Raw genomic sequence first — 26963 nt, 5'->3', positions numbered from 1 at the left:
CTTTTGTTTGAGCAGCCATCTAAATAGAAAAGTTTGCTGTGTATATCGTGTAGACCAACACAATGTTCAGAAAGCAGAGGTTAATTTGAGAAATTTCATAGCCAAACGTAGCACCCTTACTTGCCTAGTCGCCGTTGCGCTACTAGCCGGTTGTAAAGATAGTGGGGGAGACACAAGCACATCAAATGAGACAGAAGGTACAAGCGACATATCCGCTTCTAGTCAGTCTTTCCTATTAACCGAGCTTTCTACATTGAATGGCGTGGCTGGGGGACAGGTGACAATCACAGCCAATAAAGTCTTGCCTGCCGATGCGCTTATACATCTTAGTGGTCAAATACTCACTCCCGTTGAGATCAATGGTTCCAATGCTACTTTCATAATTCCTAATGAAGCCGTTTCAGGTCCAATCATGTTGGAAGCTGGTGGAGGTTACTCGAACCAAGATTGGTTTACCGTTTCTGCTGATGGGATGAAAGAGCTTAAAAGCACAGTGACTTCAACTTCCGGTACAGAATTCTACAGTGACTATTTGATTGTTCGTTTGCACTCGGATAATGACTCTCTCGACAATGCACAGCGAGTGGCCGCACTCGTATCCGGTTCCATTGTGGGTCGTGAATCTGCACTGCACTGGTGGCAGATAGAGGTCAACGCGGATAGCTACGAAAGTTTAGAGGCAATTCAATCCACTCTCTTATCAGATTCGATGGTCGAAAACGTGATGATTGAGCCAATGATTCAAACGGAGTCAATTTCATGGACAGCGGATCCAGATTTATCTGAACAAAGGGAACGCAACAAACTGGAACAAGCCGCTGACTATTACGAAAGCATTGTATTTGGGACTAATCCAATTTTACCTTTCTTTGTCGCAATGGGTGTGTTTGAGCATGGTCTGGATTTCCAATTAGCAGACTTTTCAACATATTCTGCCAACGAGAAAACGACTCGCAACAGTGTCACCTTGTATGGCAGATCAGCCCCAACCCATACGCAAGCGAACGCGATTGGCAATCACGGTAGTAATGTTACGGGCGTTATTGCGGCGAGTTTAGGGAATGGTGGTAATGCGGGTCTAATTAGTGCTTTAGCAGGAAGCCATAACGGTGCAAACATCACGGTAGACAACAGGCTTGGTTTTATCGGACAGACGCTGAAGATGATTCGAAATGGCGCAAGTGTTGTCAATTGGAGTTGGGGCATACATAGGGTTGACCACAACAGCGTTGATTCGGATGTCCAACAGAATGAAGTAACAAATGCTGCACTGACGTGTAATGGCGATTTTGTGTTGGCCAACGGAGTGTCAACAGTTCAATTCAATGCGATTTCTAACGAGCTAAACGCTTTCTTTGAGTATATTGCTATCAACTACCCCAATGTCGTTATCGTTTCTTCTGCCGGAAATGGAATGACAAGCGCTGGTGACGCTTCATACCGTTTACCGACTTCGATTAACAGCGATCAACTACTGGTTGTTGGTGCTCATACGACAGGCGCGAGCTTTCCTAATGGGAAAAGCGAAGACTTATTGGCTTCTGAATACTGTTATGCAGGTTCATCGGAATCGAATGAGGTGGTCAAAAGAGCATACTACTCCAATTATGGTGACCGAGTGGATATATCGGCCTCTGGGACTATTGTTGGATTTCAAAATGAGACGAAAGCCCTTGTGATGGGGACAAGTTACGCAACTCCGGCTGTCGCTTCGACCGTCGCTATGATGCAATCCATAAACCCACGTCTAACGCCGAGCGAAATCACACACTTACTCCGAGCTTCAGCGTCTCCCATCGAAAATGAAGTGATCACAACGACAGGGAGTACGAGCTTTACCCGCCCCTTAACCGCGTCTGAATCTTCAAGTCATTCAGGCAAAGGGGCAAGATTGAATGCTGAATTTGCTTTAAAGGCTGCAGTAACCAGTCTCGGGGAGTCGACTTTAACTCGGACCGATCCAGTCACGGTATCAGTTCCAAGTGGTGTTGGTGAGGTAACCCAAACCATCACGATTGAAATTCCGACTGAAACAACATCAATCTACGCAAAGCAGATATTGCGTTTCTGGTTGATATTTCGGGTAGTTATAGCGATGACATCCAGACGTTTCGTTCACAAGCCAATGAATTGATAGAAGAGTTCAGTAGTGTCGCAAATGACGTTGCAGTTGGCATAGCTTCATTCAGTGATTTCCCGATACACCCCTACGGTTCGTCAGCTGCAGGTGATTATGCGTACCAACTTGATTTAGGGTTAAGTAGTGAACAAGGCTCATTGCAATCGACTTTGGATAGCTTGCAGATAAAAGCTGGTGGCAATGGGCCAGAAAGTCAGCTGGAAGCACTGTACCAATTAGCTTCATCGAGAGAGGTTGGATGGCGAAATAATTCATTACCGATTGTGTTTCTAGCGACCGACGCTGGCTTTAACAATGCCGATAGTGACGCTTCATATCCGGGGCATGGCTGGAATGACACCCTTAAAGCGCTTTCCGATAGAGGCATAATTGTATTCGGTTTGATGTCTGGTGGGAGCATTGGAGACGTACATCAAATTACCGATGAGACGGGCGGCGAGGCGTTCACACTCTCTAGAGATAGTGCGGAAGTTGTCAGTGCCGTTGCCGCTGCCCTAGATCTAACCACACAGGACATGAATATTGAGCTAGAACCTGTGGGGGACTTTGCAGGAGTCGTAAAGAGCATCGTCCCAACAAATAACCCAACCGCACCGCATGGAACGGCGGCTACGTCTGTAAACCCTGGCGACACAGTTTCATTTGATGTGACCTTTACGAAAGGTAACTTCAATGGCTCTCGTTCACACATCGTCACCTTTAGATTGCTCGTGAATGTGGATGGAGTGGCCACAATCCAAGAAGTCCCAGTTACGATCGTTATTAATTAATAGGAAGTATTGCCATGAAATTGAACCAATTATGTATTTGTGCTCTAAGTTTCGTTTTCGCCTATTCAGCGAATGCTCAAGTGAGTGAATTTGGGGAATGCCAGCTCGTCGATGAAAGTAATATGGATATCTCGGTTATGGCCGCCGATGGCGAGAAACTTGGTTACGTTAGCTTAGAGCCCGATAACTCTTGGTACGTGTTCATCAATGGTGAAGGCGCGTTGAATGAAACGGTTGTCGATCAATCAAAGGCCATCGAACACGTTTGTAGTGCCGCTCAAACTCTGTCATCGGCAGAATCAACCAACTAGGAAGAACGTATGAAACATGCAAATAAATTCGCTTTCATGCACTGACTGTTTATTGCGGGATTTGCCGCAGTATTGTCCTACTTCATATTGAGCAAAATACCGGATCAAAGTCCGATACCAGTGCGACTACTGACACTGAATGCTCTCAAAGCACATCAGATTAAGTAACACGTACAATACACCTTTTTTACCTCGAAAATGAATGGCGAGACTGACGGCGTTGGTCTTTCTTGTCATTCATTTAACCAAGCCTAGCGCGGTAGCCAATCTTCTCCCTTTACCTTCAGTTACGTAAAACAATCACTGAAAATCATTCCATTAATTGGAATCTCTATACACCGCAGAAGATAAAATCGGTGAGATGGCCGATGTCCTTGTTTCGACCATAGACTGCATGGCTGACTTTGAAAGGTACAGAGAAAATGAAGACCAAACTAAAGCTCTCCTTGATGACAATGATTTTAGGGCTAACGAATGCTCCAATCGCTTCGGCTGCGCTTGAGCAAGTTTCATTTACTGATACGAGTGGCAACCCCAAAAACGTCGATGGCCGTGAATTGAACATGGTCAACATAAGAGACACCCTGACCCTTAAGATTTCGTCTGGTTTGGACAGAAAAATTCGTGTTCGATTGCAACATGGTACAGGTCTAGTTGAAAGTCAGTTGACCAATGTCATTAATATCCATGATCGACTGAACATAGACGGCAAGGATTTTTATGGTAAGGAAGTAATTCTCAGCAAGGTGCCTCAAAACGAAGGAGAGTACACCGTCGTTGTGGAATACCTAGATTTAACCAACGCTGTTGTCTCAACGGAATCTTATACATTCGTACAAGACACGATTAAGCCGGTGATCAGTGGACAGTTCGTTCATATTCTCAATGCTTGGCATGGAAACATTAATAATTTTGGTCACACAGGCACAACAAAACAACTTGAAGTCAGTGGTGTGAGCGACAATAACGGCATCTCGCGAGCCAGATATTGGGTTAAACAACCAGATGGTTCGAAGAAATACAAAGACGTTGAATATAACCTAGAAAGAAAAACCGTAATTGTGGCGGGTAATATTGCGGCCACCACTGGTGCGGGACTTGTTCCAGCTCCCGGATACTACCAATTTGGAATCGATGTTTATGATACATCAGGTAATGTAAGTACCCTTGCTCGGTCGTCACATATGGACTTTACTTGCCCAGCCACCAGCTCCAATAAGATTGAAGTTCGTAACGCACAATCTGGCGTTTGGGAACCGTACTACTCAGGTATGACGATCTACAGCAATCCTGTCTCGATTCGATATGGCCGCTTACTCTCTCAATTTGCTACTAATGCCTCTCCGTATGGTTGGAAGAAGCTCAACCATATGGTCAGCAACACAGACTCTACGTATGCGTATTTCCAACCGACTATTAACTATCCGCAAATGTACAGTTACTTCCATTTCTTTTCTGAGTCAGGCCATGTTTGCTCTACGTACTATTATCGTGATTTAAATTTTAGCCTCGCCCCTGGTGTGCATAAGGCACCGAAATATACAGGTGTTTGGCACAAAAATTCATTGTCCAATCAATGGATCACAAACGAAAGCCCTAGAACAAATATCCCCTATACGATCAATGCCGTGAGAGTATTCGTTGAGCCGCGTAGTTATCGACAAAAGCTCACAATTACAAGTGGCGGCTCATGCTACGTGAACCCCGGCGCGACATCATGCGACATCAGTACGAACTATGTTTACGCCACAGGGCGCGGGTATATCCCATATTCTATCTTTACCGCTAAAGAAGACGGCTCGATGAGCATTCACGGCGGTTACTTATATACATATTGGGATTTCAATCGAATCGCCATTCGCTCTATTCATTATGACCGATCCGCACAAACCATTAAGATGCAAACGTATGATGCTGATACTGTTTTTGATTGGCGTTCTTACATGTGGCGATATAGTTCGATTTCGGCAACGGCCAACATTGGAGCCGGTCCACAAGACATCCCTGTCTCTCATACAAATCAGATCGACCTACAGACATACGATTTCAGCTTCGATGTCTCTGATCTTGATGTTGAAATGAATGTGCCATTTGCATTTAAGGTGATTGATTCGTTTGGCAATGAAACCAACCGCGTTGAAACGTTCACGATTGATACTGTGAAGCCTAAAATACAGGTTAAGTATTCAGGCGAAGCATTACCCGAGGTGTTGAGTGATATTCGTGACCTTGAAATCCATTTGGAAGATTTCACAGAGGCCGTGCCGACTAGTGTCCAACTACTGGGCTCTGATGCTGAAGAGAATGTCTATCTGGCGGTGCTATCACATGGCGATGGGTTATTTAGTGTAGCGAAACCCAAAATATTCCCCACGTTGAATTACGAGGCAGGTGAAAGGTATAGGCTAATTATTACCGCTGAAGATGAGCAGAAGAACGTACAAAGCAAAGAAATTACCTTCGGATATGAACCAGATAACTTGATAGTTGTGGAGGCACAGCCTTACGTACCCGCAAACCAAGCTCTGTACGACGTTTCATCAAATGCGTTAGCACGAATTTACACTGAAGATCCACTCACAATGGAAGGTGGGCAACGTGCAACGGGTCCACAAACAGCCGAAATAAGTAATCGTAAGGACTCGGACTTTGCTATCTCTATCGTGTCGGATTCGGGGGTTGTGAATGTGCTGCCGGGGGAAACGAAAGCGGTGATGGTAGATCTGGGACCTGCAGGTGACCTCTTGGAAGTCGAAGTGTTCCCGTCTGAGCGGATGGAAGGTGAGGCACAGTTTATGTTCTCTATACCGTCCCTAAGTTCTATTTACTGACGATTAACTGTGCGAAGCCATTAGATATTCTCATTCGCCTTTACCGCCCCTGTTCTTGCGCCTGAGAACAGGGGTTTCTTCGTTATAAGTTACGATGATTAATGTCATTGAAGTAGGCTTAAGCTCTTGAAGCATGTAATTCCGCATATCGGGAGAAAGCTTGTTTATTGAAAATTGTTGATGGGGCTGTATATCTAAAAAAAACCTCATAGGAAGCTCTTACATGGTATTCAAGTTCAGAAGTGTTTTGTTCTCGCGTTTGATCCATATACTCACCAATGGTCTTCACGTTAAACAACTTTTGGACGTACTCAGTAGCTTCCAACTGATTCGAAATAGTAGGTGCATTGCCTGTTATAACCACAGTCAAAATTAAAGATCCGATAAGTTCTCTAATAAATGGTTTTTTGATGAATGAAGTCATACTGTTTCCATAATTTACGTTATTTCGTTTTCTTTATATGGGATAGAGCTTGACTAAAAACACCACTAAAAATGACTGCCATCAACAAGTAACAACCTGCGCAAATTGCAACGACAATGAACATCAGTTTCAAGCTCCCTGACATATAAAGAATGGAGCTCACACTAATTAACATCAACCACACGATAGGGTCCTTAAACATATTTATCTCCTACAACATTGCTTGAAAGCTACGAACGGGCTGGGACAACAACACAGTATTGTGCCTATGTCATCATCCTTAAATATCCATTAATATACACTTTTGTTCCTATTCTTTATCACACCAGTACCTCAATCGATATACGCTGAACTGAGTTGCGGCAAATTAAACAGAAAATCGGCTTGTCCATTGTTGTTATCTGAAACCGGATAGACTTCAACATACAGGGGGTCACCATTACCTAAGTCGATAACGATTTCCTGCGTTTCTCCCGGAGCGACTTCAATCCAACCATTTTTAGTTTGAATTCGAATAGGGAAGTCCGAGGAGGCATTGTTTGTGATTTCGCCCTGCTGGTCACCCGTGGCCAACATACTGTTTTCGAGCGTGAGTGCTCGTTCAGTCAAGATGATCGCCATTGGTGTGCCATCTGATAAGTACAAGGGTGTGTTCGACTGCGAAGCCAAATAATCTATGGTGTTCATGACTATTAGGTTCTCAGGTTTGTAACTGAAACTCGTGATTTTAGAGTTTGAATTATTAAATTCGTCGGAAGCACTGACGGACAACGAGTAGATTTCATTTTCATCAAGCGTAGGGAACAGCTTAGGCAACTCAAGTTGATAGGTTTGGCTGTTAGCTGACTCGTCAAGAAGGGAGTAACCCAGTTGATAATCAATGTCATAACGTGACCCTTGTAAAGAGACTCTAATGTCATTGATGTTTGAGACGTCAGTAACGTTGAACGTCACCTTTCTCAAGTCGGTCACTTGATCTGGTAAGGCACCTCCATCATAACCTATGATGATTGAGGGAGCGGTCTTGTCACTCACGTAAGTAACGGCATGTTTACGCGCATCTGGACCGTGCCGCTCTCGGGCATACACATACACCTCATGAGTACCTTCTGGTAACTCCGTTAAATCGTATTGACCTTCAAACGTTGTACTATTGACCGTTGAGTTAAATCGCCCGACATTGAGTTTGTTGCCATTGGCATCTTGCAGTTCATATCTGTCCATGTAGATTCGGTTTTGATAACACGTATGGCATGGTAACTCGACTTGCACAGACAATATCTTCGTGTCTTCGTTAAAGGCAGTCTTCTCTATCGATGGGTAATATTTATCATTGTACGACCCAACAGGGTATGTAGGGTTACTTGATAAAGTCTGATCTGTACTGCGAACGGTGAAGCTACTGTGGTAATAAGCTGAACCACCAGCTGTCATTTTCCATGGTGAACTCAATGTAATTTCACAAACATCTTGGCCTGTTGGCACCGTACACGAATGGCCAGCATGATACGCAGTCTGAGGGTAAGTCCGGGCATTAACAAACAATCGAATTCGTTCTATTTGTACCGGCAATTCATGATTGTAGACACGGCGACTCCAAGAACCCCAGTCTTGTGTATCTGAATAATAATATTGGCCATATCTAGGGGCAGGGGTTTTTGGTGCGCTGTCAGAGAGTGTCACTCTATATAGGCTTGGCCCGACAACATTTCGGTAATGCGCTTGGTTTCGCCATGAGATACCGATAGCCCCAGCTGGTGAGGTATCGACAAAATATATAAACCCGTCACCTCGGTCGGTGTATACGGCGTTAGCTCCAGAGGCCCAGATTCCCCCCGCATTGTTGAAGTTCCCTGAATTATCGCGAAAGTTCCAATCTGCAACACGGTATAAGACCGTTACGGGGTTAGTATCTACCTCCATGTCGCGTACATAGGGCTCGAATGTGGCTAATCCACCGATCACATTGCTACTTCCAGGAACCAATACACCAACAGCTTCTAGTGTGTCCGTCCGTAAAGAGTCCCAATATACATCTTGATAGGCGGTATAGGCGACATTACCGGCCTTGTCCGAAATCTTTGTTCGGGTTTGGAATCGATCAATCGCATTACCAAGTGGGAACAGACTAGAGTTCGCTGAAAGGTTTATTTCAGCGGATAACTTTGACTCAGTGTAGGCAAGGTTTTTCGATTTATATGGGATGCGATTGTCTTCGGCGTCAAAGGTGAAGGTTTCCATCTCTATACTATCAATACCCGAAACATCATTGACGTTTTTGACTTCAACAATGGTTGAGGTGTAGGACCCCATTTGAGCGGATAGATACCAACTACCGGCAGGGAGCATAGAGTTTACGTGACCCCCATACATGTATTTTACTGACATATTATCGGAGGCTGGTGGCGTGACATCCCTAATGATGTTCGTCGACTCAGAATTAACTACCACACCATCCAGTGACAATGTTTCAGCCTGAACGGTATAGCTACCTTCTGACGGAATAGACACGCTAAGTAATGAGCCGAAATATTCACTGCTAAATGGAGAGTAAGCATCATTAACGGTGATCACGTTGCCTGCGGTGGTGGTAACAGCCACGCCATTCTGAAGAATACTCACTCGGATGCGGCGATCTAACCCTGCGCTTACATGGATCCCTAATTGGCCGACGTTATTAATTAACGTGGATTCGGCAGTATTCGTTTTTACAAGCTTCGATATACCAATTGTATCTGTGAACTCAAACCCCTCAATTGCTGAATGTGCGAACCCAGATGTGGTGAGACATAATGATAGAAAACATAATCGCAATTTCATAATTGACCTATTTAAATCAAAGTGAATTAGATTGATGCTATCAAGAGTGGCTTAAGAGAAATTCAAATAAAGGAAGAAATCGGGGTGTTTGATTGACGTTGGTGCTTTGGAAAAAGAAAAGGGCTCATAGTGAGCCCATTCTCGCTCTTGAAACCCCTTCCAAGAGACTTGTGCTCGCAAGACCTCTCCTGCGAGACTTCAATCCGAAGATTGACCTTCTGGAACCCCTTCCAGTCGGATTTGTATGGAGGAACTAAGAATAAACTAATGTCATTCATTTCGTTCAAAAACAGTATACACCAGAAAGATTGGTTGTTTAGCAAAAGAAACTTAATTAATAAGTAAAAATCGCCTCTCTATTTGAGAAAAGATGAAGACCGTCTAAATACAATGCTCTGAGTGTTATCAAAAAGGACGATACAATGAATAAATCCCGTTACCCCCTTTATGGTCTAATTGCGAGTGTCTTCATCATTGCAGGTTGTTCGAGCGAGCCGGAAAATGCTGCGTATTGTCCACCAATGAAAACTAATTATGGCGCCGTGCATGGACATGAAAATGAGAGTGAATATTTCAAGGCAGCAACACCACTGTCATTGAATGAATTCAATCGCAAGTCATACGAAGCGCCTATCATCGATGGTGAAGTTCATTTGACCGACCCTAAGCGTATATCCAGTCGATACGTATTGATGAGCCTCAATCATGGGAAGGAGTCCTTGTATGTCATCAGGCACGCTGCGATGGACTACTCAAGGTTAAGTGGGTACGACTATGCCTTCTTAGCCGAGCATAAAGACAACGCAACCGTAGTAACGAGTGGAGAAAAGGTGACAGTCATTGCGTCATCTGGACAACCCAACTCATTTCACTACATCGAAGCTCCCATTTACAAAGAAGGGTATGAAGGACGGCGCGAATGGAAAACTCAAACGTTTCCACATGGGGTGACAAATCAATTTGATGAACTGTATATCGACACGGCCATTTCTATTGATAACAAACCCTACGTTCTCGGTTTTGCTAAAACAAAGACAAATTCAGGTGAACGAATAGGCGTTGTGCTATTTGATTTGACAACTAAAGGGTCATACAAGTACACAAGGTTGCTTGAATATAAGGGGAAGAAAGAACTACCTGGGAACGCGATGTACGTGTACCAACATGATAACGTGGTGATGGTCAGCGTGTTTGATAAAACGTTTAAGATCACCCATTCAGACTCGTGAAGGTAAGTGACCGATTGTTATTACTACTTCCGCAGAAGCTCCTGAATCGGAGCTTTTGTGCGTTTAGACAGTCGATATTATGCTTTATCTCTTATCTCCTTTCTGTTTTGTGAAATGTACATTCCACACATATTGGAAATTGAGTTCAGAACAGTATTGGAATCTATTCCCGGAAAATTTTTGCAGTAAATCTCTAGGGCCATTAATCCAATATGCATGCTTTGTGGCAGATTGACTGGTACGGCTCTGATCGGTTTGTCTTTCTGACCTACTTGAAAAAAGACTTTTGAACCTTGGTGCTCTACGCCAAAGAATTTCGATGATTTCTCACCTCCCACACCATGGTTACCGAAATAAATCTTTTCGTAAAAGCCGAAACATACCCCGATGAACAATGGCAGTTCGATGTCTGTTAGTTGAATCGCGACCTTATCTTTCCAATTGAAAGACCGGTCACCTGAATTATTACTAATGGCGGCTTCTAAACGAATGGTATAGAAAATATTTTGTTCGCCATTTTCATCAACAATACCTTGTTGGCTAGACTTCAATTTTTCGTCAGGCTTCACTTCCAAAGCAGCTTTACCGCCATGAACCTTATAACTATGAGCTCGTATTTGGCGCATTGAATTCGGATCAGGTTCTTGGTTATTTGCTTTAAATGGGTTCGGCTTTAGTCCTGCATTCTGCGGGTTATTCGCTGGTGGTGTAGCTGGAGAAAACGCTTGGTTGTTTTGAGGTTGCTCGGGGTGCGCCGATCTTTGTTGATTTACAGGGACCGAATGTAGATTGGCACTTGATGGCGCATTGTTGTTTTGCGGTTTCTGAATTGGTCGATTGCTAGGCGAAAATGTTGGAGTGTTCATAAAAGTAGTCCCCGTGCGATATTTAACAGAGTTATACAACTTACAGCTGACTATTTAGCCATTGGTGAACTTTGTTCTATGTATTTTTCGATATCCGATAGCAATTGTTTTGTATGGACGCATAAGCGGTAGTAAACGGTGGGAGACTCATCAGCATAAGGGCTTAAAAACATATCTGCTGTGTATCCGGTATGATGATAGTTAGCAGCTCGTATGCCTTCAGTCAGAATGCGAAGCGGGATGACAGGGTAAGGATCGATCAGCGTTTGATTAGCTTCTAAAGATGACTGTAAAGCTAACTCAGATTGGAACAGTGCTTTGTTTAATGCGTCTTTTAAGTTGACCAGAGCCTGATGGGTTGAGGCTGAGTCAATCAACGTTAAAGGGTCTGTGTTTTTCATACCATCGTGTCTTGGTGGATCCAATTTCATATATTAGCATTTCTATATGTATTCTAGTTATCATTCCCATAAATTTTAAACGCATAGCAAATAGATCAATTAGTCATCGATATTTGGCTGCCTATTTGGATTTTATGACTAAATAAAGTGTGAAGATTACGTATATCCAGTTTATCAATGTCTCGGTAACGGAAGCGTATGAACATTACACAGTACACATATATCAAAATATTCGGCACGCTCGTTGGCTTAGTGTTGGCCGTATTGTTACTTAGTGGTCGGTATCAGATTTCATTGGTCCCAACAGCATTGGGTTGTTTACCTATCAAGGCCGCAGTCATCGACTCTAAGAATCATTTCCCCAAGCGTGGGCAACTCATGTCCTTCCTGTCGCTTAACGCACAACCTTATTTCGCACATGGCACCAATTTCTTGAAAATAGCAGCTGGTGTTGCTGGCGATACCGTGACCTTTGACTTGGATGGAGTCACCGTGACCACCAAAGATGGGGAAGTTATTCGTTATGCGGCTGATGCTCGTCGAATGCTTAATTATGCCCAAATCGACTTCGATACCCTCAATAAAACTTTCGTTGTCCCTGAAGGTCAATATTTCGCTCTTGGCACGCTACCTACCTCTTTTGATTCAAGATACTGGGGTTTAGTTGAACACTCTCAAATTATCGGAGTTGGCTATGCATTTCTCTAAGGCACACAAAGTCTTGTTACTAACTTCATTCATTGCGACTTACGCGTTGGCTAACGGACAACTCACTCAAGAAGATCTGGACAATGTACAACGAAGTAACGACATCATATCCAACGCCCATGAAGTTGAAGGTACTCAAGCAGTTTTAGATGCAAGTAACTTGAACCCTAAAATGATGAAAGAACTGAAACAAATGGCGGATCACGCCAAGTTGTTGAACAGTACTATTTCTGACCAATCGGACTCTCTTATCGAATATCGCAAGGACGATACGCCAGATATCAATTTCAGAGCCCTTCAAGATGTTATCGATGATAACCAAACTCAGTATCAAGCCAATTCCATTGTCAATGAAGGACAACCAAAACCCTTAGCATTCGATCCCTCCACATTGACAATTGATAATCTCGATTCGATAAGCATTGAGCAGCCTAACCCTTCGTCTCCAAGTCAAAAAGTAGACAACAAATACGACGATGAAGAAGCGAACACTGTTTTTTGGATATTCGTGTCGAGTTCAATGCCTGATCACCAAATGAAAGAGGTGCTAGAGCTCGCTGCAGAGTGGGGAGGCCGTGTTGTGTTTAACGGCTTACGACCTGGCGACGTGGGCGTACCAGATATGATTAAAGGTTTGTGGCAATTAAAGGTCAAACTGGCTAATGCTCAAGATGACATACGCACGCATGCCGAGAACCCAGACAAACTGAAACGAATCAATAAAGCCGCTGTTTACATGGATCCAATGGCATTCGAGCGTTTCAACATTGAACAAGTTCCAACGATGGTTTATGAGCGCAAATTATCCGATAACACAAAACTCGTCGGGAAAGTGAAAGGTCTAATCAGCGCAAGCTACTTACAGAACGAGACGGAAAGCGCGGCAGCAAACCCTGATTATGACGGCTCCGAGGTATTCCTTGGTGAAATGGGGTCCATATTTCCTATCGCAGAAAAAAGCTTCATTGAAGAGTCAAAAAATAGAATGAGAGCCGTGGATTGGGAAACGGAACAAAAACAAGCAATAGCACGCCATTGGCATAACCGCAGTTTTCATACTCTTCCACCAGCCGCGAAAGACCGTGAGTTCGACTTTGACCCAACAGTAATAGCCACTGCTGATGTGAAAGCGGTGAATGGTCTTATTCTGGCCAAGAAAGGAGAGTTAATAAATCCCCTCAAGCCGCTTAAAAACCACGACATAGTACCTGCACATTTAACCATGTTTATCTTTGATGCGACCGACGAACAGGAAGTGGAGTTTGTAAAGTACATGTCTCTCAATGAATCTCGCGGGAAAGTGAAACTCATTTCTACACGTATCGACAAGGATAGGGGGTTTGACCACATATCTGAGTTAAATAAGAAGTTCACCTATGACGTGACCATCCTGACTAAAGAAGTCATCGATCGATTTGATTTGGAAGTGACCCCGACTCGGTTAATTAGTACCGATGAGGGTATGTTCCAGATAAATGAGTATTCAGCGCAAACAGTCACTCAGGTCAACCTACAAGTAGCTGACGGTGGCCAACCTACACCGTTCAATCAATCCAAAACAAACTAGTTAAGGAAAACACAACATGATTAAGAATCTCGTACTTATTGGTTTCGGCGTCGCTCTCGGTGTGTGGTTGGCTGATACACAGCCCAATCTAGCCAACTCTGTGAGGGACATTACTGAATCAAGCATTGATGCTGCAGATCAGCTAATGAAAGATAACCCAAACTTCTCGAATTCCGTGAACAACATTAAAGAACAAGGTATTGACGCTGCGGGTGTTGTGATAGAGCAAGTGAATAAGAACTAAAGGGAGGAACATATGATTAGGTTCTTTTTGATTGGTTTGATGTCCACAATGATAAGCATGGCGAGCTTATATTCCGTGGCTGCGGATAACGACAAAGCAGGCGACTTATGTCCCGATGCCAACATCTTGAGTACAGTCATCGACGGTATGTGTTGGAGCTGTTTACTTCCAATTCGACTAGCCGGTATTGGTGGGGACGCGCCTAAAGGTGCCGCTTCGAGCAAGCCTTTTTGCATGTGTGCTGATGAGCTAGGTGTCCCTGAATGGGGTATACCGCTCGGATTCTTCCAACCATCAAGGATCGTATCTTTTTCACCAACGCCATACTGCATGCCTTCATTCGGTGTTCGTTTGGCAGACGATAATACCCGTGCTGGACAAGGCCGAACAGAAACAGCGATTGACGATACAGAAACTTCTTTTTTTCACTATAAATATTGGGTTTACCCAGTAATGCAAATGATTGAAATGTTTGCCAATGCGGATTGTACCTATGATGGGGCGACAACATTGGATTTGGCGTACTTTTCCGAAGCCGACCCGTTGTATCAAGATGATTTGTTGGCGTTCGTGATGTTTCCGGAAACCGTTATCTTTTCGAACCCAATAGCGACGTCTATCTGTACAGCCGATTGCGCTCAAATACTGGCTGGTGGAGAGGTGGTTGAAAACTATTTTTGTGCTGGGTGTTCAGGGAACCTTTACCCAATGACTGGTAATAATCAGTACAGTGACGATCCGGTACGTGGCACTTCGTTGTTAACCACGCGTTTGATGGCCACTCTACACCGACGTGGGCAAGCACAGCTGACAATGGGTAATCATATGATTCAAGACAGTTGTGAACCGAACTACGCGCCAATGTTGCCAAAAACACAATATCGTTCATCCATGCTTTACCCAGTAAGAGAGGCGAGCTCGCAACCTAAAGGTGGGGGAGGATCTTCAATTCCACTATCAACAGGTTGTTGTCATAAACTCGGTGACAGCGTTCTTAAGTGGGGGAACGGGCGATTGGTCCCTGGTCGGGAAGCGTTCGTTTATCTTTTGTATTCTTGGAATGATTGCTGCTTAAGGTAACTTTAGAGAGCCACCCTAACGGGTGGTTTTTTGTATTCGTTTAACAAAAACTCAAAATGCCCTCGCTATTTGAAATTTTTTACGTGTTACGGGATTAACCTGATCTTGTTTTGAGAAAAAGGCAGGGCGTTATGTTTAATCGAATACTGACTCACTTTAGCTTGTTCGCGTTTCTGGTTCAGATCTTTCATGTTTCTTTTATCGGTGTGCTGTATGCATCTACCTCAACGGTGACCTACGCACAGGATATGTCACTTGATGAGATATACGGAAACTTTCAAACACCTACTTACAGCGGTGGTAATGCTACTGTAGGTGGTAACTCGCTAGGCAACTCAGAATTGTTTGGATTGGATGTTGAGCGTGTTGGATCAGAAGGGCAATTTGACGCATACCAAGCTTATCAAAATGAAAATAAACTGAGAGAGTCAGGACAAGGTGTTTCAGATAGGTTTTCGAATAACACCGTTGGTAGTGAGTCGGACTATGACGCTAAGGCTTACAACACATTAAAGCTGAATTATAACGACAATTACCAAAAACTAGAGTCCGATGACTCTATCATGGTCGATGCCGACAACATTTTTAAAGAGTTGGCCAATAACCTAGATGATGCCAATTCAGATTTTTATAGCGCTTGCACGACAGAAACAAATACGTACTCAGTAAACAGAGAGTATGTCGGGAAAGTCAAAAATGAATGCATGGAACCCGACCGTTCCAATCTAATGAAGTGTGAATTAAAACGACACACAACCTACCCTTTGAAAAAGCGTTCTGGTAGTGGCGATGTAGAAATTATCGACTCTCATACCTTTAGATTGACGGTAGGTGACCCTACTAACAACGGTACTAATGACCATGGGATGGGTTGTTACCACAAAATTAACTTTGTTGAATTTGAGCTAGAAGAAGATGTTCGTATCAGTTCGGTGACATTCGAGCGAGTGTGGGTGGATGATGTCATTCAGTTTACTCTCAATGAAGAAATCGTTTATCAATATGTACCCACTAAATCGTATTGGTTTAACAATGGCAGTTGTCGTGATGGCGATTGTACTTCATACCCTGATTACGATGAAAACGGCAATTGGGTGCATCCATATGTAGATGAAACTGGCTTTCCATACCAACACACTAACTGTGAATTCAGCTCCAGCCGAGTGTTTACTACAAATACCAACATAACAAGCCAATTTGAAGCTGCTCGTGCTTCTAATCGCGGAATCGTTAAATTCAAAATGCGTTTGGGTGTAGGCGGTGGAGGGGAAGGTAAAGCCACCATTCTCGTCCGTACTGTGGACCCAATTGACCCTAAAGAATTCATTGAGCAATCTCCAGTTGGTTGTGCTGCGGAACTCGGTTGGATTCAAGAGCCTTCGACGTGTGATGTGTTTGGTAGCGAAGGCGATCAGATCTACATTAATCCAGACTGTAGTAATCCACTGAATCAGAGTGGTGGACAACAAGGCATGATGTGTAGCTACGGAGGATGGGAATGTGTGGAATCCGAAGCGGCGCATATCGATGATTATGATCAGTTCTTAATCGGTTTGCCTATTAACGTGCCTCGTCCGGGCCAAACGAGCGATGGTAAAGCGTGTTTAAAGGCCAATGCTGTCAACTACGAATGCAATCCTTTACCGAACCAACAGATTTGTGGTCAACCATACTGGCCAGAAAGCAATGAGAGGGTTTGCACTTCTTTCACTGAATTTAACGCCAATATTCCGGATCGCTGTGAGCCTTACAGAAATAATGCCGACTGTGCGTTAATTGAACAAAACCCAGCCTTTGTTGACCCTATAACGGGGCGAGCTTACGTCCAAGAGTCAGTCTACGAATGTAACACTTATACAAACGGAAACTATTCGTACACGATGGAGGAAGACATTTGCACGGGTGAAATGCAGTGTGTGGGTGGAGATTGCCGTTATTCAGAGCTTGAAATGAATGATGACTTTGCGGAAGCAATGGCGACGTTCAAGATGCTGGAAGACATTAAATCGAATATGGAATGTGAAAATCCAGATGATGTCTCCACCTGTAAAGTCTTCAATGGTGAAGTGTCATATTGCGGTATCGAGCAGACAGGGCTTGGTTTTAACTGCTGCATGCTATCCGCAGGACAAACCAATATCTTCGATTACATCAAAGGCGTCTATCATCACTATGCGATGGAACAATCTCTGGCTGGGTTGGCAAGCTCTGGTGCCGGATTCGGTTCCTGGGCATCTAGTTACCCAACTCCTGTTACCAATACCGTAACTTATGTGACCGATGCTGTGAGCGCTGGTTGGGATTTTGCTGTACGTAACATCACGGGTGAAGTCGGGGAGGCCGCAGCTGAGGCCGCAACAGAGAGTTTGCTCGATGAAATTAAAGGTGAATTGATGAAAAAGGTCGCAGACCTGCTGCCTGATGCAATCCGAGATGCGATCTTTGATACTGTGACGGAGGGAACCGGTTCGACTGCTACTACTACAGTGTCACTCAACCCAGCTGTCTCTGGCGCATTTGCAACTATTATGGCCGTTTATGCTGCCTATCAACTGATTAAGTTGGGTGCAATGATGATTTCGGAATGTGACGACCTTGAAATGGGCATGGGTATGAAGCTCGACCAACAACAATGCATATATGCCTCAACCAGTTGCCACAAAGACACTCCATTTGGCTGTCTCATAAAGCGTAAGCACTATTGCTGCTACCCGAGTCCATTGGGGCGTATCATCATGGAACAAGCGGCGCCTCAACTGAATATCAGCCTCGATCCGAGAAATGGACAATGTTCAGGCATGACGCTTGAACAAGTCAGCGAGTTGGATTGGGACACCATAGATTTAACCGAATGGGAAAATCTGATTATGGCTTCTGGACTTGCAGTAGAACATGACGATTTAAATATCGATACCCTGTCGAGCCAAGCTTGGATGCCAAACAATGATGATGCAATGAACCCTGTCGACCTTAACCAAGCACGTTTCGAGTCAACTGACGCCGACGCAAACTTGAAAGAGACACATGATGCAGCAACACCTGGTAACTTGGATTGCTCGGTATACCCTAGACCACCAGTGTGTGACTCACCATTATCGATTTTGGACGATTAGAGTTATTTAACAAGGATAAATGGAATGAATCAACTGACTGAACTACAAGCTGGGTTAGCAATATTACAAGCTAATTGTACGAGGGGAAAGGTTATCGTGGAGGCAAACGCTAGGGGAGTTGGAATCAACGTTACCTTACGTGCGCCAAAGAATGAGCAATCAGGTTTACTGGATAAGCTGCGGTCAGTCGCACCATTTAAAGGCAAAGAACAGCTAATTTCTCTGTGGGTCGATGACCTTAAATTCTATGAGTGCCGCTTGGAGAAATATATGGTTTATATCTCAGACACGTAACTTACTTCAGTACATCAAAAAGGGCTTACAATGTAAGCCCTTTTAATTCCGATAGAGTATTTAGCCTTCTGACTCTAATTGCTCAACACGACTGATCTCGTCGTCGCACGAGATAGCGGTTATTTCGACATCTTCATACTTCGAATCCGCGCAGAACGCTTGTGTCAACTTTTTGGGTAGGGACGCCCCCTCTTGAAACTTGAAAACCACTGTCATGAACTGTTCCATATTCGGCCTCCTTACTGCGTAGAAACTTTCGTATGCGAGTTTTTGTCTTTAGCTCGCTCAAGAATCTCAGTGACCGTCGAGTGATATTCTGACAAACTTTGACTGAATTGCTGTCCATCAACCGGCTTAACGAAATAGTACACCGTGTCATTGTTACGCACTGCATTGATGTTAGGAATGTACTGAGAATCAGCGATATATTCCTTCATCGGTAAACTCATAAAAGTAGCGGTCGGGAGCTTAATAGAAGGGCTGGTGGATAAGCCATTGGCATTTACAAAGCCTGTTGTTTCAGTGTCGCTGTATTGCATGTGTGCTATCAGGCTACTGTAATAAGTAAATCTGACCGCGATGACATTTGTATCTGGGATCTGCTTTTTAAGGTCAGCATCGAACACGTCTGTACTGAAAGGTTCCGAAATAGACCGTACACCGACTCTCGTCCCTAAGAAGGCAGTGTCCACTCCTCTGAAATATATCGCTGCGTGGGAGTCCACGTTTGAATCAAGTGGATACCCTTCAACACAAAGGCTTTCACCACCATTGTATCTTTCATCGTAAAACTTCGAATCTGGCGACAATGGTTTTTTGGTAAAGGATTGAAGTGTGTCGAATGAAGGAACCATTACCTCATCCATTTTAGACATGACAACCTTACACATTTCATACTCGTCTAAGCCACTATAAGTATCAGCATCCAAGTACATAACTAGGTTTCTTCGATCCCAACCGTACTTTTGATCCGCTAGGATGGCCAATCCGAAACCCGTTGCCATAGAGCCCAATGGTAGCCCTAATAACGTAGACCCCACATAGCCACCGATTCCCACATCCGAAATTGCACCTTTAGGTAAGGTTTGGTCTTCGATGATCGTTCCACTTCCTGCTGAACGGGTAACTTGGAGCGCGATACTTGATGTGCCTAATTCCGGTACTTCGTATTTTGCACTATTGGACGCACATGCATTCAAGAGTAAAGTGGCGGTAATGACTGATGCTGTTTTGAATAGGTCCATAATTCTGTCTTCCTTAGCCAAGTGAAACTGTATGAGTATTTATTAAATCTACTTACATTTATACATCATGAGCCGAAAAATACACAAAACCAGCCAATGAAAACGGGGGGAAATGGGGGGAAGCTTCGGATTATTTTCAAAATTAGTGACGGATGTCGAAACGATGTAACAAAGTGAATTTCCTTCGTTAATTGAACTTTGTAGCTAAATAATCTCCTACTCTGATGTACATATTCAAATCCATGAAGCAGTACGAGTCACGTATATGTTAAATCCAGATCAAGATCTTTGCGTTAATGCGGAAGGCCATATCATGGTTGTTGCATTGCCCGGTTCAGGTAAAACTGAAGTGTCAGTGCGTTATGCTGAACGGGTGCTTACCGATTCTGAGCAACACGCAATTGCCATGCTGACGTTCACAGATGCAGCGGCTACCAACTTAAAACGTAGGCTTAAGTCGACAATGCCAAGAAGTCAGACTCTTCGTGTATTTCCAAGTACTTTTCATTCTATGGCTGTGCAGCTTTGGCGTCAGACGAACTCATATAAAACGATTGTTATGGGTGGACACTTAAACATCTATATTGAGCGAGCGATGCGTGCTTGTCATGTGGCGATGAGTTATGAGGAAGCAGAGAAAACGATAAGTACGATCGGACAGTATTTAACTATACCTCGCTCAGAATTCTCATCTATCAAACTGAAACTTTTTGCAGCTTATGAAAGCATCATGCGAAAAGAGGGCAAAGTCGACCTAAATCAGATATCTCGCGACGTTATTCATGGTCTGCGAGATGGAACAATTCGACCACTGTCAGAAACTTTAGGCGTTACTCACATATGTGCTGATGAGTTTCAGGATTCCGACGATCTCCAATATATGTTTCTTTACGAGCACGCTAAACGAGGTTGTTGCATCATGGTTGTTGGAGACGATGACCAATCAATCTATGCCTTTCGAAATGCAAGAGGGGTCGATAACTTCCGTAACATGCAAGCTGATCTAAACGCGAAAGCCTACAGCTTAAAAATTTGTTATCGATGTCCACCAGCAATACTGAATGTGGCCAACAACTTAATTCAACACAATGTAGAACGAATTCCCAAAGAATTAAGGTCACACGTAGAGGAGGGCGGTGTTGTCGATTGTCATGGTTTTAAGGATGAAGACCATCAAGTTGAAAGTGTTGTTGAAGGTATCCTTGCCGATCAAGGCGGGTGGGCGGTATTGGCTAGAACCAATAAAGAAATCGATACAGTTGAGCTGGAGTTGTCCAAACATAAAGTGAAAGTTAAGCGCCTCGGCGGTAAGAGCTTCTTTGAGTCAGCCGATGTAATTTGTTATATCAAGTTGATGTGGATGCTGACACACCGTAACAGTCGGTATCTACAAGATTTCTTGGCTTACATGCATGAAGATGAGGTGATGATTGATATGGCGAAAAGTGCTAAATCAAATGGAATCGACTTTATTGGGACGGTAACCACCTTAACCCAAAGCCAATCATTGCTAATCCACACCCAATCAATTTTTGAAATGTTCATGCATGAAGGTGTCCCAAAAGAGCCAAGCAAAACGGTCAACGCCGAGTATCAACGAAAGATCATTTCAATGGTGATGGCGCAACGAAATATGAACTCTCCTGCGGCTCTTGGAGCGATGGCTGACATCCTAACCAAAACAGCTGCGTCACTTGGCAGTTTGGCTAAGGCCGCAGATCAGTTTCATGACCGGATAACCAAAATAAACGCTAAAAAGGCTGAAAAGATTGGTACAGATGAGGTAGTGATCGCTACGTTGCATGGCTCTAAAGGACTAGAGTTTCCGAAAGTCGCGATATTGAGCTGTCAAGATGAAAGAATTCCGCAACCAGATAAAGATGGTTTAGGCGAAAAGCATTGGGAGGAAGAGCGTCGCTTGTTGTATGTGGGGATAACGAGAGCTGAGAAGTACTTGCGACTGTGTTTCTTCAAAGAGCAGTTGTCATTTTTGAGAGAGGCGGTTCCAGATCGAATTGAGTTGGCCGTACAACAGCGAAATGAAGAGCCAGATTCGGCAGCTCAGGCAGAAAAACTGCAACAGCTAAAAAATGAGTTTTTGAACGCTTCTTAGCTTACGGAAAAGTTAAACACTAAAAAAGCTGCGCTTAATTTACAAAAGTCTCCCGTTCTTGGGGTTTACTATAGGTGATTTACCCGAGAAATTTTTTCACTTTTTTAAAGTGATACTTTTCTCCCTTAGTTGGAGAGCTAATAGCAATTCTCCCATAGATTTATTCTATGTCCCCAGTGACTTTTTTAAGTCATAAACCTGACCCTAAAGTGGGCTATAGATATCCCACTAGGGGATTACTCTATCTATAGTTCCACGTTATTTTATTAATGAGGAATTAATTATGAAACCTTTCCGTTCAAACAATGGCCTTATCGCATTCGTAGTTACTGGTTCTCAAATTGAGAATGGCAACACGACCATCTGGGCCGATCAAGTTACCTCTTGGGTAGACGGTCAAAACCAAATGCAGTCACGTACTAACCAGATTCAACTTTTTGCCCATGGGCAATTAGAGTTTCCAGTCGGTGTTGGTTATGTGTGTAAAGTATCTCTTAAGACGTGTAAATTCACTGGTAACAATAACAGCGAACTTACGCATACTTATTATGAACTTCATAATGTGTTAGGCGAAATTGATGGCAATTCTGTTAATCAATTTGGACTACCTTCATTGTGTAACTTTACGCTTGGCGGCAATGTTGGTTCGATTGAACAGAAAAATGCAAATGGCAGTACTTGGTACAATGTTTCAATTGCATTAACTCGTTCATTTAAAGATGAGCAACAAAATTGGCAAGATGAAACCCACTGGGCTCGCCTGTCAATTTCACAAAAAACTTTTGATCAGAACTTCAAACAAGGTTTAGACAAAGGTGATTCTTTAATGGTCGAAACTGAACTCTCTACTAACGATTACACCGACAAAAACGGCAATAATGTCACTGGACATGAATTCCGCGTTAGTCGTGTTCTTGGTATGGTTAAGAAGTTCGAACTTCAAAGCTTAAAAGCTGCGAATCAAGCCCCACAAAACAATGGATCTGCGTACAACAACGCACCACAGCAAAATGCTCCTGCGTACAATAACGCTCCACAGAATGGTCCAGCGTATAATGCACCACAGCAGAATGCTCCACAGCAGAATGCCAATAATGCACAACAACATGACTCTACACAGCGTCAATTCCGCCCACAAGCAGGCAACGGAAATTTCCGTCAGCGTGCTTATAATCAGCAATAATTCGAGGTACGCGGATATGAATTTTTCTCACCAGAAAAATGTATCTGCAGCACGAAAAAGGCGCGCTCTGCGCCTTCTTCGAAAGGCTCAGGTACTGAATAACCCCAAACTTCTTCATAAAGCAGAAATGCTACTTGAAGATGCTAATAAAGCTTTCTTTCTCAAGACAGCTTAACCCCTTAATTAACTACCCATATTAATTTAACCCCACACTTCATTCCTGGAGGAATTAACTATGTCTAATGCTAACCCTGTGACTACTGTAGACACGAATAACCAACCAACTTCTACTGTTGAAGAAATTGATTACTCAGAGATGATTACTGTTCGTATGGCCGACGTGTTCAAACCGTTTGTCCCAGCAGCAGTAACGGCAGTTATTCAGATCCCTAAACACCGTCATCCAGATGTACCTCGCGAAATCGCAGGTTATATTCCAGATGAAAAACAACTTTCCCAAGTTATATCTTGGTTTTGCTCACCTCAACGACCTAACTTCATGCATATGGTTGGTCCTACGGGGTCTGGTAAAACTGATTTCATGCTTTGGCTTTGTGCTCGCCTTAATTGGCCAACTGTGCTGGTGTCTGTTAACCCGACATTACGCCCTGAGAAGATGCAAGGCCGCTGGGTGTTGTCAAACGGTCAAACGGAATATGTTTATGGACCTATCGCTGACGCAATGAAACACGGAAAATGTGTTTTGCTTGATGAATGTGATAAAGGGTCTTTAGATTTTATTGCCAAACTTCACCTTCCTTCTGAGATGACGAAACCTTGGTCTATTGAAGACACAGGAGAAATCATCTATCCACACCAGAACTATCGTTTTGTAACGTTAGGTAATACTTCTGGAGAAGGGGACATTTCTGGTTTGTATCCATCGTCTCGACGTTGGGATACGGCTTTTCGAAATCGTTCATTCGTTGTGCCTTTTCCGTATTTACGCACGGAAGTAGAAGAGAAAGTGGTAATTGGTAAATTTCCGTTTTTACGCGACCACAAGAAGTTACTGAAGAAGTTAATCCAGTTTGCTAATGCTATGCGTGATGCAATGTTAGGTCCTAATCGAGATCGAACAACCAAATCTGGTATTGGAACGGCTTTTTCAACTCGTGTGGTTTTATCTTGGTGCTACTACATTCAAATTAATGGTGATAGAGCTCCACTGCGTGCTTCGTTTAATAATGTATTTTGGAATGGCTGCGACACTCGTGACAAAGCTGATATCGAAAAGATTATTGATCAAGTGTTCAAAGATAAGAATGGTCATATTCTCGATCAACCGTATACCTGGTTGAAAGAGCAATCAAAAAAGTAACAAGCAATGATTCAGAGTGTGATGATGCTGATTTGCCAAGATCGGATTTAGACGGTCTAGATATCAGTACAATCAAGTTCAAAATGTATCATTGCAATGACAATGGAAGTAATAAGCTTTGGGGATATACGTGCCTTGGTGCCGACACACTGGTTGTTTACGGAGCCAAAGGCCAAAAGCTTAACTTCTATCGTAAAACCCATCAGTCTGAGTTACTAGCGCGTAACTACATCGACAAAAAAGTTAAAGAGAAAATGAAGAAGCAATATCAGTTTACACAGATTAATTGTTTCAGCAAAAACGAACTTAGGTTCGCTACTCCTTAACAAACCTACCTAACCCCTTCAGGGACTAGATTCCCTGACCGGGATCAGTCCCTCCAATTTTTATTCCTTGGAGGAATTATGAAAGACATCAACGATACCCAAACTCTCGATATCGATACAGTAGCTCAAAATCAACTTGACCAAGTGGCTCAACAAGATGGCGAATTTGCTAATCGACTCGAAAATGGGCTTGTGATTATCGATGTAACTACTTCTGGCCGTGATGGAGAGAAAACGTTAGCGAATGCTAAAACTCTCTTAGACGAAAAGGAAGTGAATTCAAAGATTGCTCGTAAAGCCCGTATTGAGTGGTTTCCTCGTTCTGAGTTGCAGTTTAAGAACACATTGGAGACTAAGGCACGCCGCGCTATTGCAGCCCGAGGTGTCCGATATGGACGCGTTACCGCGATTCCAGTTGATGAACTTGACTCTCTACTCGTTGAACTCAAGGCAATTCAAGCTGAGTTTTATTCAGAAGTCGCTGACCGTGATAATCGCTATGACACCATAGTTGAAGAACACAAGAAAGCTAACCCTGATATGGCTGAAATTATTGAGTCATTGAAGACCCCTAAAGATGATTTCTTTAGACGTTTTCAATTCAACGTGTTGCCGCCGATGGCCTTCAAACCTTATTTCAATGATGACCAACAGGAAGCTGTTGATTACATCGTGGAAGGGATTTTGGATAACGTCGCGGAGCAAGCTGTTGTTGTTTATGAAAAAATTATTGGTAAAAGTTCAATGATTCAGCGAACTTTCAAGCCAATAAGAGCTATTCGTGATTACGTTTACTCAATGTCATTCCAACACACTGTGTTTGACCGATTGGTTGATGAACTTGATGAAGCGTTCGATACCTTACCCAAAACTGGGAACATCGAAGGCTCTGATATGACCTACGCGGTTAAATTGGTACATAACCTTACAGAACGTGGCTCCATCTTAAATGGCATTGTGCCGGTGATGGAAGTCGCAGATGAATCTGAACCGAGAATTATTGACGCGATTAAGGACTCAGTAGTTTCTACTGATACTGACAGCGGCAATAGTACTCCTACCTATGAAGAAGTCACTGGCGAAACGTCAACAACCGGCTTCTGGTTCGGCTAACCCCACCTACCTAACCTAATGAGCTCCCTTTGGGAGCTCTATCCTATTTTTTGGAGGAACACCTTATGGCTTCAATTCAAGAAGTTCAAAACACAATGCGAGTTATTACAGATATTCACGCACGATTTGACGTAAATATCTATTTTGACCGTCGAACTTGCTACACGAATGGCAGAGATATTTACATCAATGCTGGTGACCCCTCTGATGAAGTTTGGTCACGACTCGTTGAAGCAAAAATTACTCATGAAGCTGGTGGTCATTTACGATTCAGTGACTTCTCAGTCTTCGAGAAACACCTCAAGGGTAAATCAAGCACGTTCTTATCAATCAACAATATCATTGAAGATTGTCGCGTAGAGACTGCTTGTATGAAGGAGTTTTCTGGTGCCTACTGGGTATTTCAGAAAATGACTTATGACTTGCTCGAAGAGGGTTATTTTCAGGAACCAATAATAAGTGACGGCCCCGCTGGGTTGTTATTTGCTTGGTTATTGTATTCTGGTCGTGGTATTGCAATTGAGGGGCAATCTCACCTAAAGAAACTTGGTGATGATGCTCGACATCTACTGATGAAATTAGGCACTCCAAACTCTCCAATTTTTGATGAAATTGAAAAGCGGATGATTAATTGGGGTAAATTACCTTCAACAGTGGCTGCTATAGATGAAACCATCGAGGTTATGCTTTTATTAAAGCGTCTTTCTAAAGAGCAACCGCAACCACCACAGCAACAACAATCGGCTAATCAGAATTCAGATTCAGACGATGATTCAGATGGTCAGGGCTCCGGTTCAGATTCAGACGATAATTCAGATGGTCAGGGCTCCGGTTCAGATTCAGATGATGATTCAGATGGTCAGGG

At 43.4% G+C, this 26963-nt stretch carries 24 protein-coding genes; 18 read left to right on the top strand and 6 right to left on the bottom strand.

Annotation, left to right across the window (positions count from 1 at the left end; translation table 11 throughout):
- Positions 1-85: 85 nt before the first annotated feature.
- The 4 genes from AB6D80_RS14795 (at position 86) to AB6D80_RS14780 (ending at position 6052) form a co-directional block, all read left to right on the top strand.
- Complete coding sequence (locus AB6D80_RS14795) at positions 86-2134, top strand: S8 family serine peptidase (protein WP_372188938.1); 2049 nt, start codon at positions 86-88, stop codon at positions 2132-2134.
- Positions 2038-2910, top strand: coding sequence for a vWA domain-containing protein (locus tag AB6D80_RS14790; protein ID WP_372188942.1), 873 nt, complete (start codon positions 2038-2040; stop codon positions 2908-2910). Before AB6D80_RS14795 ends, AB6D80_RS14790 begins: the two co-directional genes overlap by 97 nt.
- Positions 2911-2924: 14 nt before the next feature.
- Positions 2925-3221, top strand: coding sequence for a hypothetical protein (locus AB6D80_RS14785; RefSeq protein WP_081230297.1), 297 nt, complete (start codon positions 2925-2927; stop codon positions 3219-3221).
- Positions 3222-3643: 422 nt separating this feature from the next.
- Complete coding sequence (locus tag AB6D80_RS14780) at positions 3644-6052, top strand: Ig-like domain-containing protein (RefSeq protein ID WP_372188936.1); 2409 nt, start codon at positions 3644-3646, stop codon at positions 6050-6052.
- 118 nt (positions 6053-6170) lie between these two features.
- On the opposite strand, the gene AB6D80_RS14775 is transcribed toward AB6D80_RS14780, so the two are convergent.
- Together AB6D80_RS14775 and AB6D80_RS14770 are read right to left on the bottom strand one after the other, a co-directional pair.
- The gene (locus tag AB6D80_RS14775) at positions 6171-6476 is read right to left on the bottom strand and encodes a hypothetical protein (RefSeq protein WP_372188934.1); all 306 of its coding nucleotides are present in this window, start codon (positions 6474-6476) and stop codon (positions 6171-6173) included.
- Positions 6477-6809: 333 nt separating this feature from the next.
- On the bottom strand, positions 6810-9296 hold the full coding sequence (locus tag AB6D80_RS14770) for an Ig-like domain-containing protein (protein ID WP_372188932.1): 2487 nt from the start codon (positions 9294-9296) through the stop codon (positions 6810-6812).
- A gap of 422 nt (positions 9297-9718) precedes the next feature.
- Here AB6D80_RS14770 and AB6D80_RS14765 point away from each other — a divergent pair, with 422 nt between their 5' ends.
- Positions 9719-10525: a hypothetical protein gene (locus AB6D80_RS14765; RefSeq protein ID WP_102367687.1), complete on the top strand. Its 807-nt coding sequence runs from the start codon at positions 9719-9721 to the stop codon at positions 10523-10525.
- Positions 10526-10602: 77 nt separating this feature from the next.
- On the opposite strand, the gene AB6D80_RS14760 is transcribed toward AB6D80_RS14765, so the two are convergent.
- Positions 10603-11391 carry a hypothetical protein gene (locus AB6D80_RS14760; protein ID WP_102423784.1) on the bottom strand — a complete coding sequence of 263 codons (789 nt, stop codon included), beginning with the start codon at positions 11389-11391 and terminating at the stop codon, positions 10603-10605.
- 50 nt (positions 11392-11441) lie between these two features.
- Positions 11442-11792 (bottom strand): hypothetical protein, encoded by a 351-nt coding sequence (locus AB6D80_RS14755; RefSeq protein WP_261901432.1) that lies wholly within the window; start codon positions 11790-11792, stop codon positions 11442-11444.
- 198 nt (positions 11793-11990) lie between these two features.
- On the opposite strand from AB6D80_RS14755, the gene AB6D80_RS14750 reads away from it, so the two are divergent.
- From AB6D80_RS14750 to AB6D80_RS14725, 6 genes are all read left to right on the top strand, one after another.
- Positions 11991-12500: a S26 family signal peptidase gene (locus AB6D80_RS14750; RefSeq protein ID WP_081230306.1), complete on the top strand. Its 510-nt coding sequence runs from the start codon at positions 11991-11993 to the stop codon at positions 12498-12500.
- The gene (locus AB6D80_RS14745; protein WP_372188931.1) at positions 12487-14067 is read left to right on the top strand and encodes a TrbC family F-type conjugative pilus assembly protein; all 1581 of its coding nucleotides are present in this window, start codon (positions 12487-12489) and stop codon (positions 14065-14067) included. The genes AB6D80_RS14750 and AB6D80_RS14745 overlap by 14 nt, the downstream gene beginning before the upstream one ends.
- 16 nt (positions 14068-14083) lie before the next feature.
- Positions 14084-14311 (top strand): hypothetical protein, encoded by a 228-nt coding sequence (locus tag AB6D80_RS14740; RefSeq protein ID WP_081230308.1) that lies wholly within the window; start codon positions 14084-14086, stop codon positions 14309-14311.
- Between the two features lie 12 nt (positions 14312-14323).
- Complete coding sequence (locus tag AB6D80_RS14735) at positions 14324-15391, top strand: TraU family protein (protein WP_081230309.1); 1068 nt, start codon at positions 14324-14326, stop codon at positions 15389-15391.
- A 131-nt stretch (positions 15392-15522) separates the two neighbouring features.
- The gene (traN, locus tag AB6D80_RS14730) at positions 15523-18504 is read left to right on the top strand and encodes a conjugal transfer protein TraN (RefSeq protein ID WP_372188929.1); all 2982 of its coding nucleotides are present in this window, start codon (positions 15523-15525) and stop codon (positions 18502-18504) included.
- A gap of 24 nt (positions 18505-18528) precedes the next feature.
- Positions 18529-18798 (top strand): hypothetical protein, encoded by a 270-nt coding sequence (locus AB6D80_RS14725; protein WP_372188928.1) that lies wholly within the window; start codon positions 18529-18531, stop codon positions 18796-18798.
- A 60-nt stretch (positions 18799-18858) separates the two neighbouring features.
- Here AB6D80_RS14725 and AB6D80_RS14720 read toward each other — a convergent pair whose 3' ends face one another.
- Together AB6D80_RS14720 and AB6D80_RS14715 are read right to left on the bottom strand one after the other, a co-directional pair.
- Positions 18859-19026, bottom strand: a complete 168-nt coding sequence (locus AB6D80_RS14720; protein WP_372188927.1) for a hypothetical protein — start codon at positions 19024-19026, stop codon at positions 18859-18861.
- Between the two features lie 11 nt (positions 19027-19037).
- On the bottom strand, positions 19038-20042 hold the full coding sequence (locus AB6D80_RS14715) for a hypothetical protein (RefSeq protein ID WP_372188926.1): 1005 nt from the start codon (positions 20040-20042) through the stop codon (positions 19038-19040).
- 265 nt (positions 20043-20307) lie between these two features.
- Between AB6D80_RS14715 and AB6D80_RS14710 the strand changes: the two genes are divergently transcribed.
- From AB6D80_RS14710 to AB6D80_RS14680, 7 genes are all read left to right on the top strand, one after another.
- Positions 20308-22155 carry an ATP-dependent helicase gene (locus tag AB6D80_RS14710; RefSeq protein ID WP_372188924.1) on the top strand — a complete coding sequence of 616 codons (1848 nt, stop codon included), beginning with the start codon at positions 20308-20310 and terminating at the stop codon, positions 22153-22155.
- Between the two features lie 283 nt (positions 22156-22438).
- The gene (locus AB6D80_RS14705) at positions 22439-23338 is read left to right on the top strand and encodes a single-stranded DNA-binding protein (RefSeq protein WP_372188922.1); all 900 of its coding nucleotides are present in this window, start codon (positions 22439-22441) and stop codon (positions 23336-23338) included.
- Between the two features lie 16 nt (positions 23339-23354).
- Positions 23355-23513, top strand: a complete 159-nt coding sequence (locus tag AB6D80_RS14700) for a hypothetical protein (RefSeq protein WP_154723760.1) — start codon at positions 23355-23357, stop codon at positions 23511-23513.
- A gap of 60 nt (positions 23514-23573) precedes the next feature.
- A complete protein-coding gene (locus tag AB6D80_RS14695) occupies positions 23574-24659 on the top strand; it encodes an AAA family ATPase (RefSeq protein WP_081230315.1) in 1086 nt (361 codons plus the stop codon).
- 32 nt (positions 24660-24691) lie between these two features.
- Entirely contained in the window at positions 24692-24985 is a 294-nt protein-coding gene (locus AB6D80_RS14690; RefSeq protein ID WP_086714903.1) for a hypothetical protein, read from the top strand.
- Positions 24986-25063: 78 nt separating this feature from the next.
- Complete coding sequence (locus AB6D80_RS14685) at positions 25064-26098, top strand: DUF3150 domain-containing protein (protein ID WP_081230317.1); 1035 nt, start codon at positions 25064-25066, stop codon at positions 26096-26098.
- 65 nt (positions 26099-26163) lie between these two features.
- The coding region (locus tag AB6D80_RS14680; protein WP_372188920.1) for a hypothetical protein at positions 26164-26963 on the top strand (800 nt) is incomplete at its 3' end.

The sequence above is a fragment of the Vibrio sp. 10N.247.310.17 genome (assembly GCF_041466605.1).
GTDB classification, from domain to species: domain Bacteria; phylum Pseudomonadota; class Gammaproteobacteria; order Enterobacterales; family Vibrionaceae; genus Vibrio; species Vibrio tasmaniensis_A.
The sequence above is the reverse complement of the archived record's forward strand: the minus strand, read 5'-3'. Positions and strand labels throughout refer to the sequence as shown.

Excerpts from the sequence above, each read along its gene's own strand:
- AB6D80_RS14745 (WP_372188931.1), top strand. The coding sequence starts at position 12,487 with ATGCATTTCTCTAAGGCACACAAAGTCTTGTTACTAACTTCATTCATT.
- AB6D80_RS14740 (WP_081230308.1), top strand. The coding sequence starts at position 14,084 with ATGATTAAGAATCTCGTACTTATTGGTTTCGGCGTCGCTCTCGGTGTG.
- AB6D80_RS14785 (WP_081230297.1), top strand. The coding sequence starts at position 2,925 with ATGAAATTGAACCAATTATGTATTTGTGCTCTAAGTTTCGTTTTCGCC.
- AB6D80_RS14710 (WP_372188924.1), top strand. The coding sequence starts at position 20,308 with ATGTTAAATCCAGATCAAGATCTTTGCGTTAATGCGGAAGGCCATATC.
- AB6D80_RS14715 (WP_372188926.1), bottom strand. The coding sequence starts at position 20,042 with ATGGACCTATTCAAAACAGCATCAGTCATTACCGCCACTTTACTCTTG.
- AB6D80_RS14780 (WP_372188936.1), top strand. The coding sequence starts at position 3,644 with ATGAAGACCAAACTAAAGCTCTCCTTGATGACAATGATTTTAGGGCTA.
- AB6D80_RS14750 (WP_081230306.1), top strand. The coding sequence starts at position 11,991 with ATGAACATTACACAGTACACATATATCAAAATATTCGGCACGCTCGTT.
- AB6D80_RS14765 (WP_102367687.1), top strand. The coding sequence starts at position 9,719 with ATGAATAAATCCCGTTACCCCCTTTATGGTCTAATTGCGAGTGTCTTC.
- AB6D80_RS14685 (WP_081230317.1), top strand. The coding sequence starts at position 25,064 with ATGAAAGACATCAACGATACCCAAACTCTCGATATCGATACAGTAGCT.
- AB6D80_RS14700 (WP_154723760.1), top strand. The coding sequence starts at position 23,355 with ATGAATTTTTCTCACCAGAAAAATGTATCTGCAGCACGAAAAAGGCGC.
- AB6D80_RS14720 (WP_372188927.1), bottom strand. The coding sequence starts at position 19,026 with ATGGAACAGTTCATGACAGTGGTTTTCAAGTTTCAAGAGGGGGCGTCC.
- AB6D80_RS14755 (WP_261901432.1), bottom strand. The coding sequence starts at position 11,792 with ATGAAAAACACAGACCCTTTAACGTTGATTGACTCAGCCTCAACCCAT.
- AB6D80_RS14725 (WP_372188928.1), top strand. The coding sequence starts at position 18,529 with ATGAATCAACTGACTGAACTACAAGCTGGGTTAGCAATATTACAAGCT.
- AB6D80_RS14695 (WP_081230315.1), top strand. The coding sequence starts at position 23,574 with ATGTCTAATGCTAACCCTGTGACTACTGTAGACACGAATAACCAACCA.
- AB6D80_RS14770 (WP_372188932.1), bottom strand. The coding sequence starts at position 9,296 with ATGAAATTGCGATTATGTTTTCTATCATTATGTCTCACCACATCTGGG.
- AB6D80_RS14735 (WP_081230309.1), top strand. The coding sequence starts at position 14,324 with ATGATTAGGTTCTTTTTGATTGGTTTGATGTCCACAATGATAAGCATG.
- AB6D80_RS14705 (WP_372188922.1), top strand. The coding sequence starts at position 22,439 with ATGAAACCTTTCCGTTCAAACAATGGCCTTATCGCATTCGTAGTTACT.
- AB6D80_RS14760 (WP_102423784.1), bottom strand. The coding sequence starts at position 11,391 with ATGAACACTCCAACATTTTCGCCTAGCAATCGACCAATTCAGAAACCG.
- AB6D80_RS14775 (WP_372188934.1), bottom strand. The coding sequence starts at position 6,476 with ATGACTTCATTCATCAAAAAACCATTTATTAGAGAACTTATCGGATCT.
- traN (WP_372188929.1), top strand. The coding sequence starts at position 15,523 with ATGTTTAATCGAATACTGACTCACTTTAGCTTGTTCGCGTTTCTGGTT.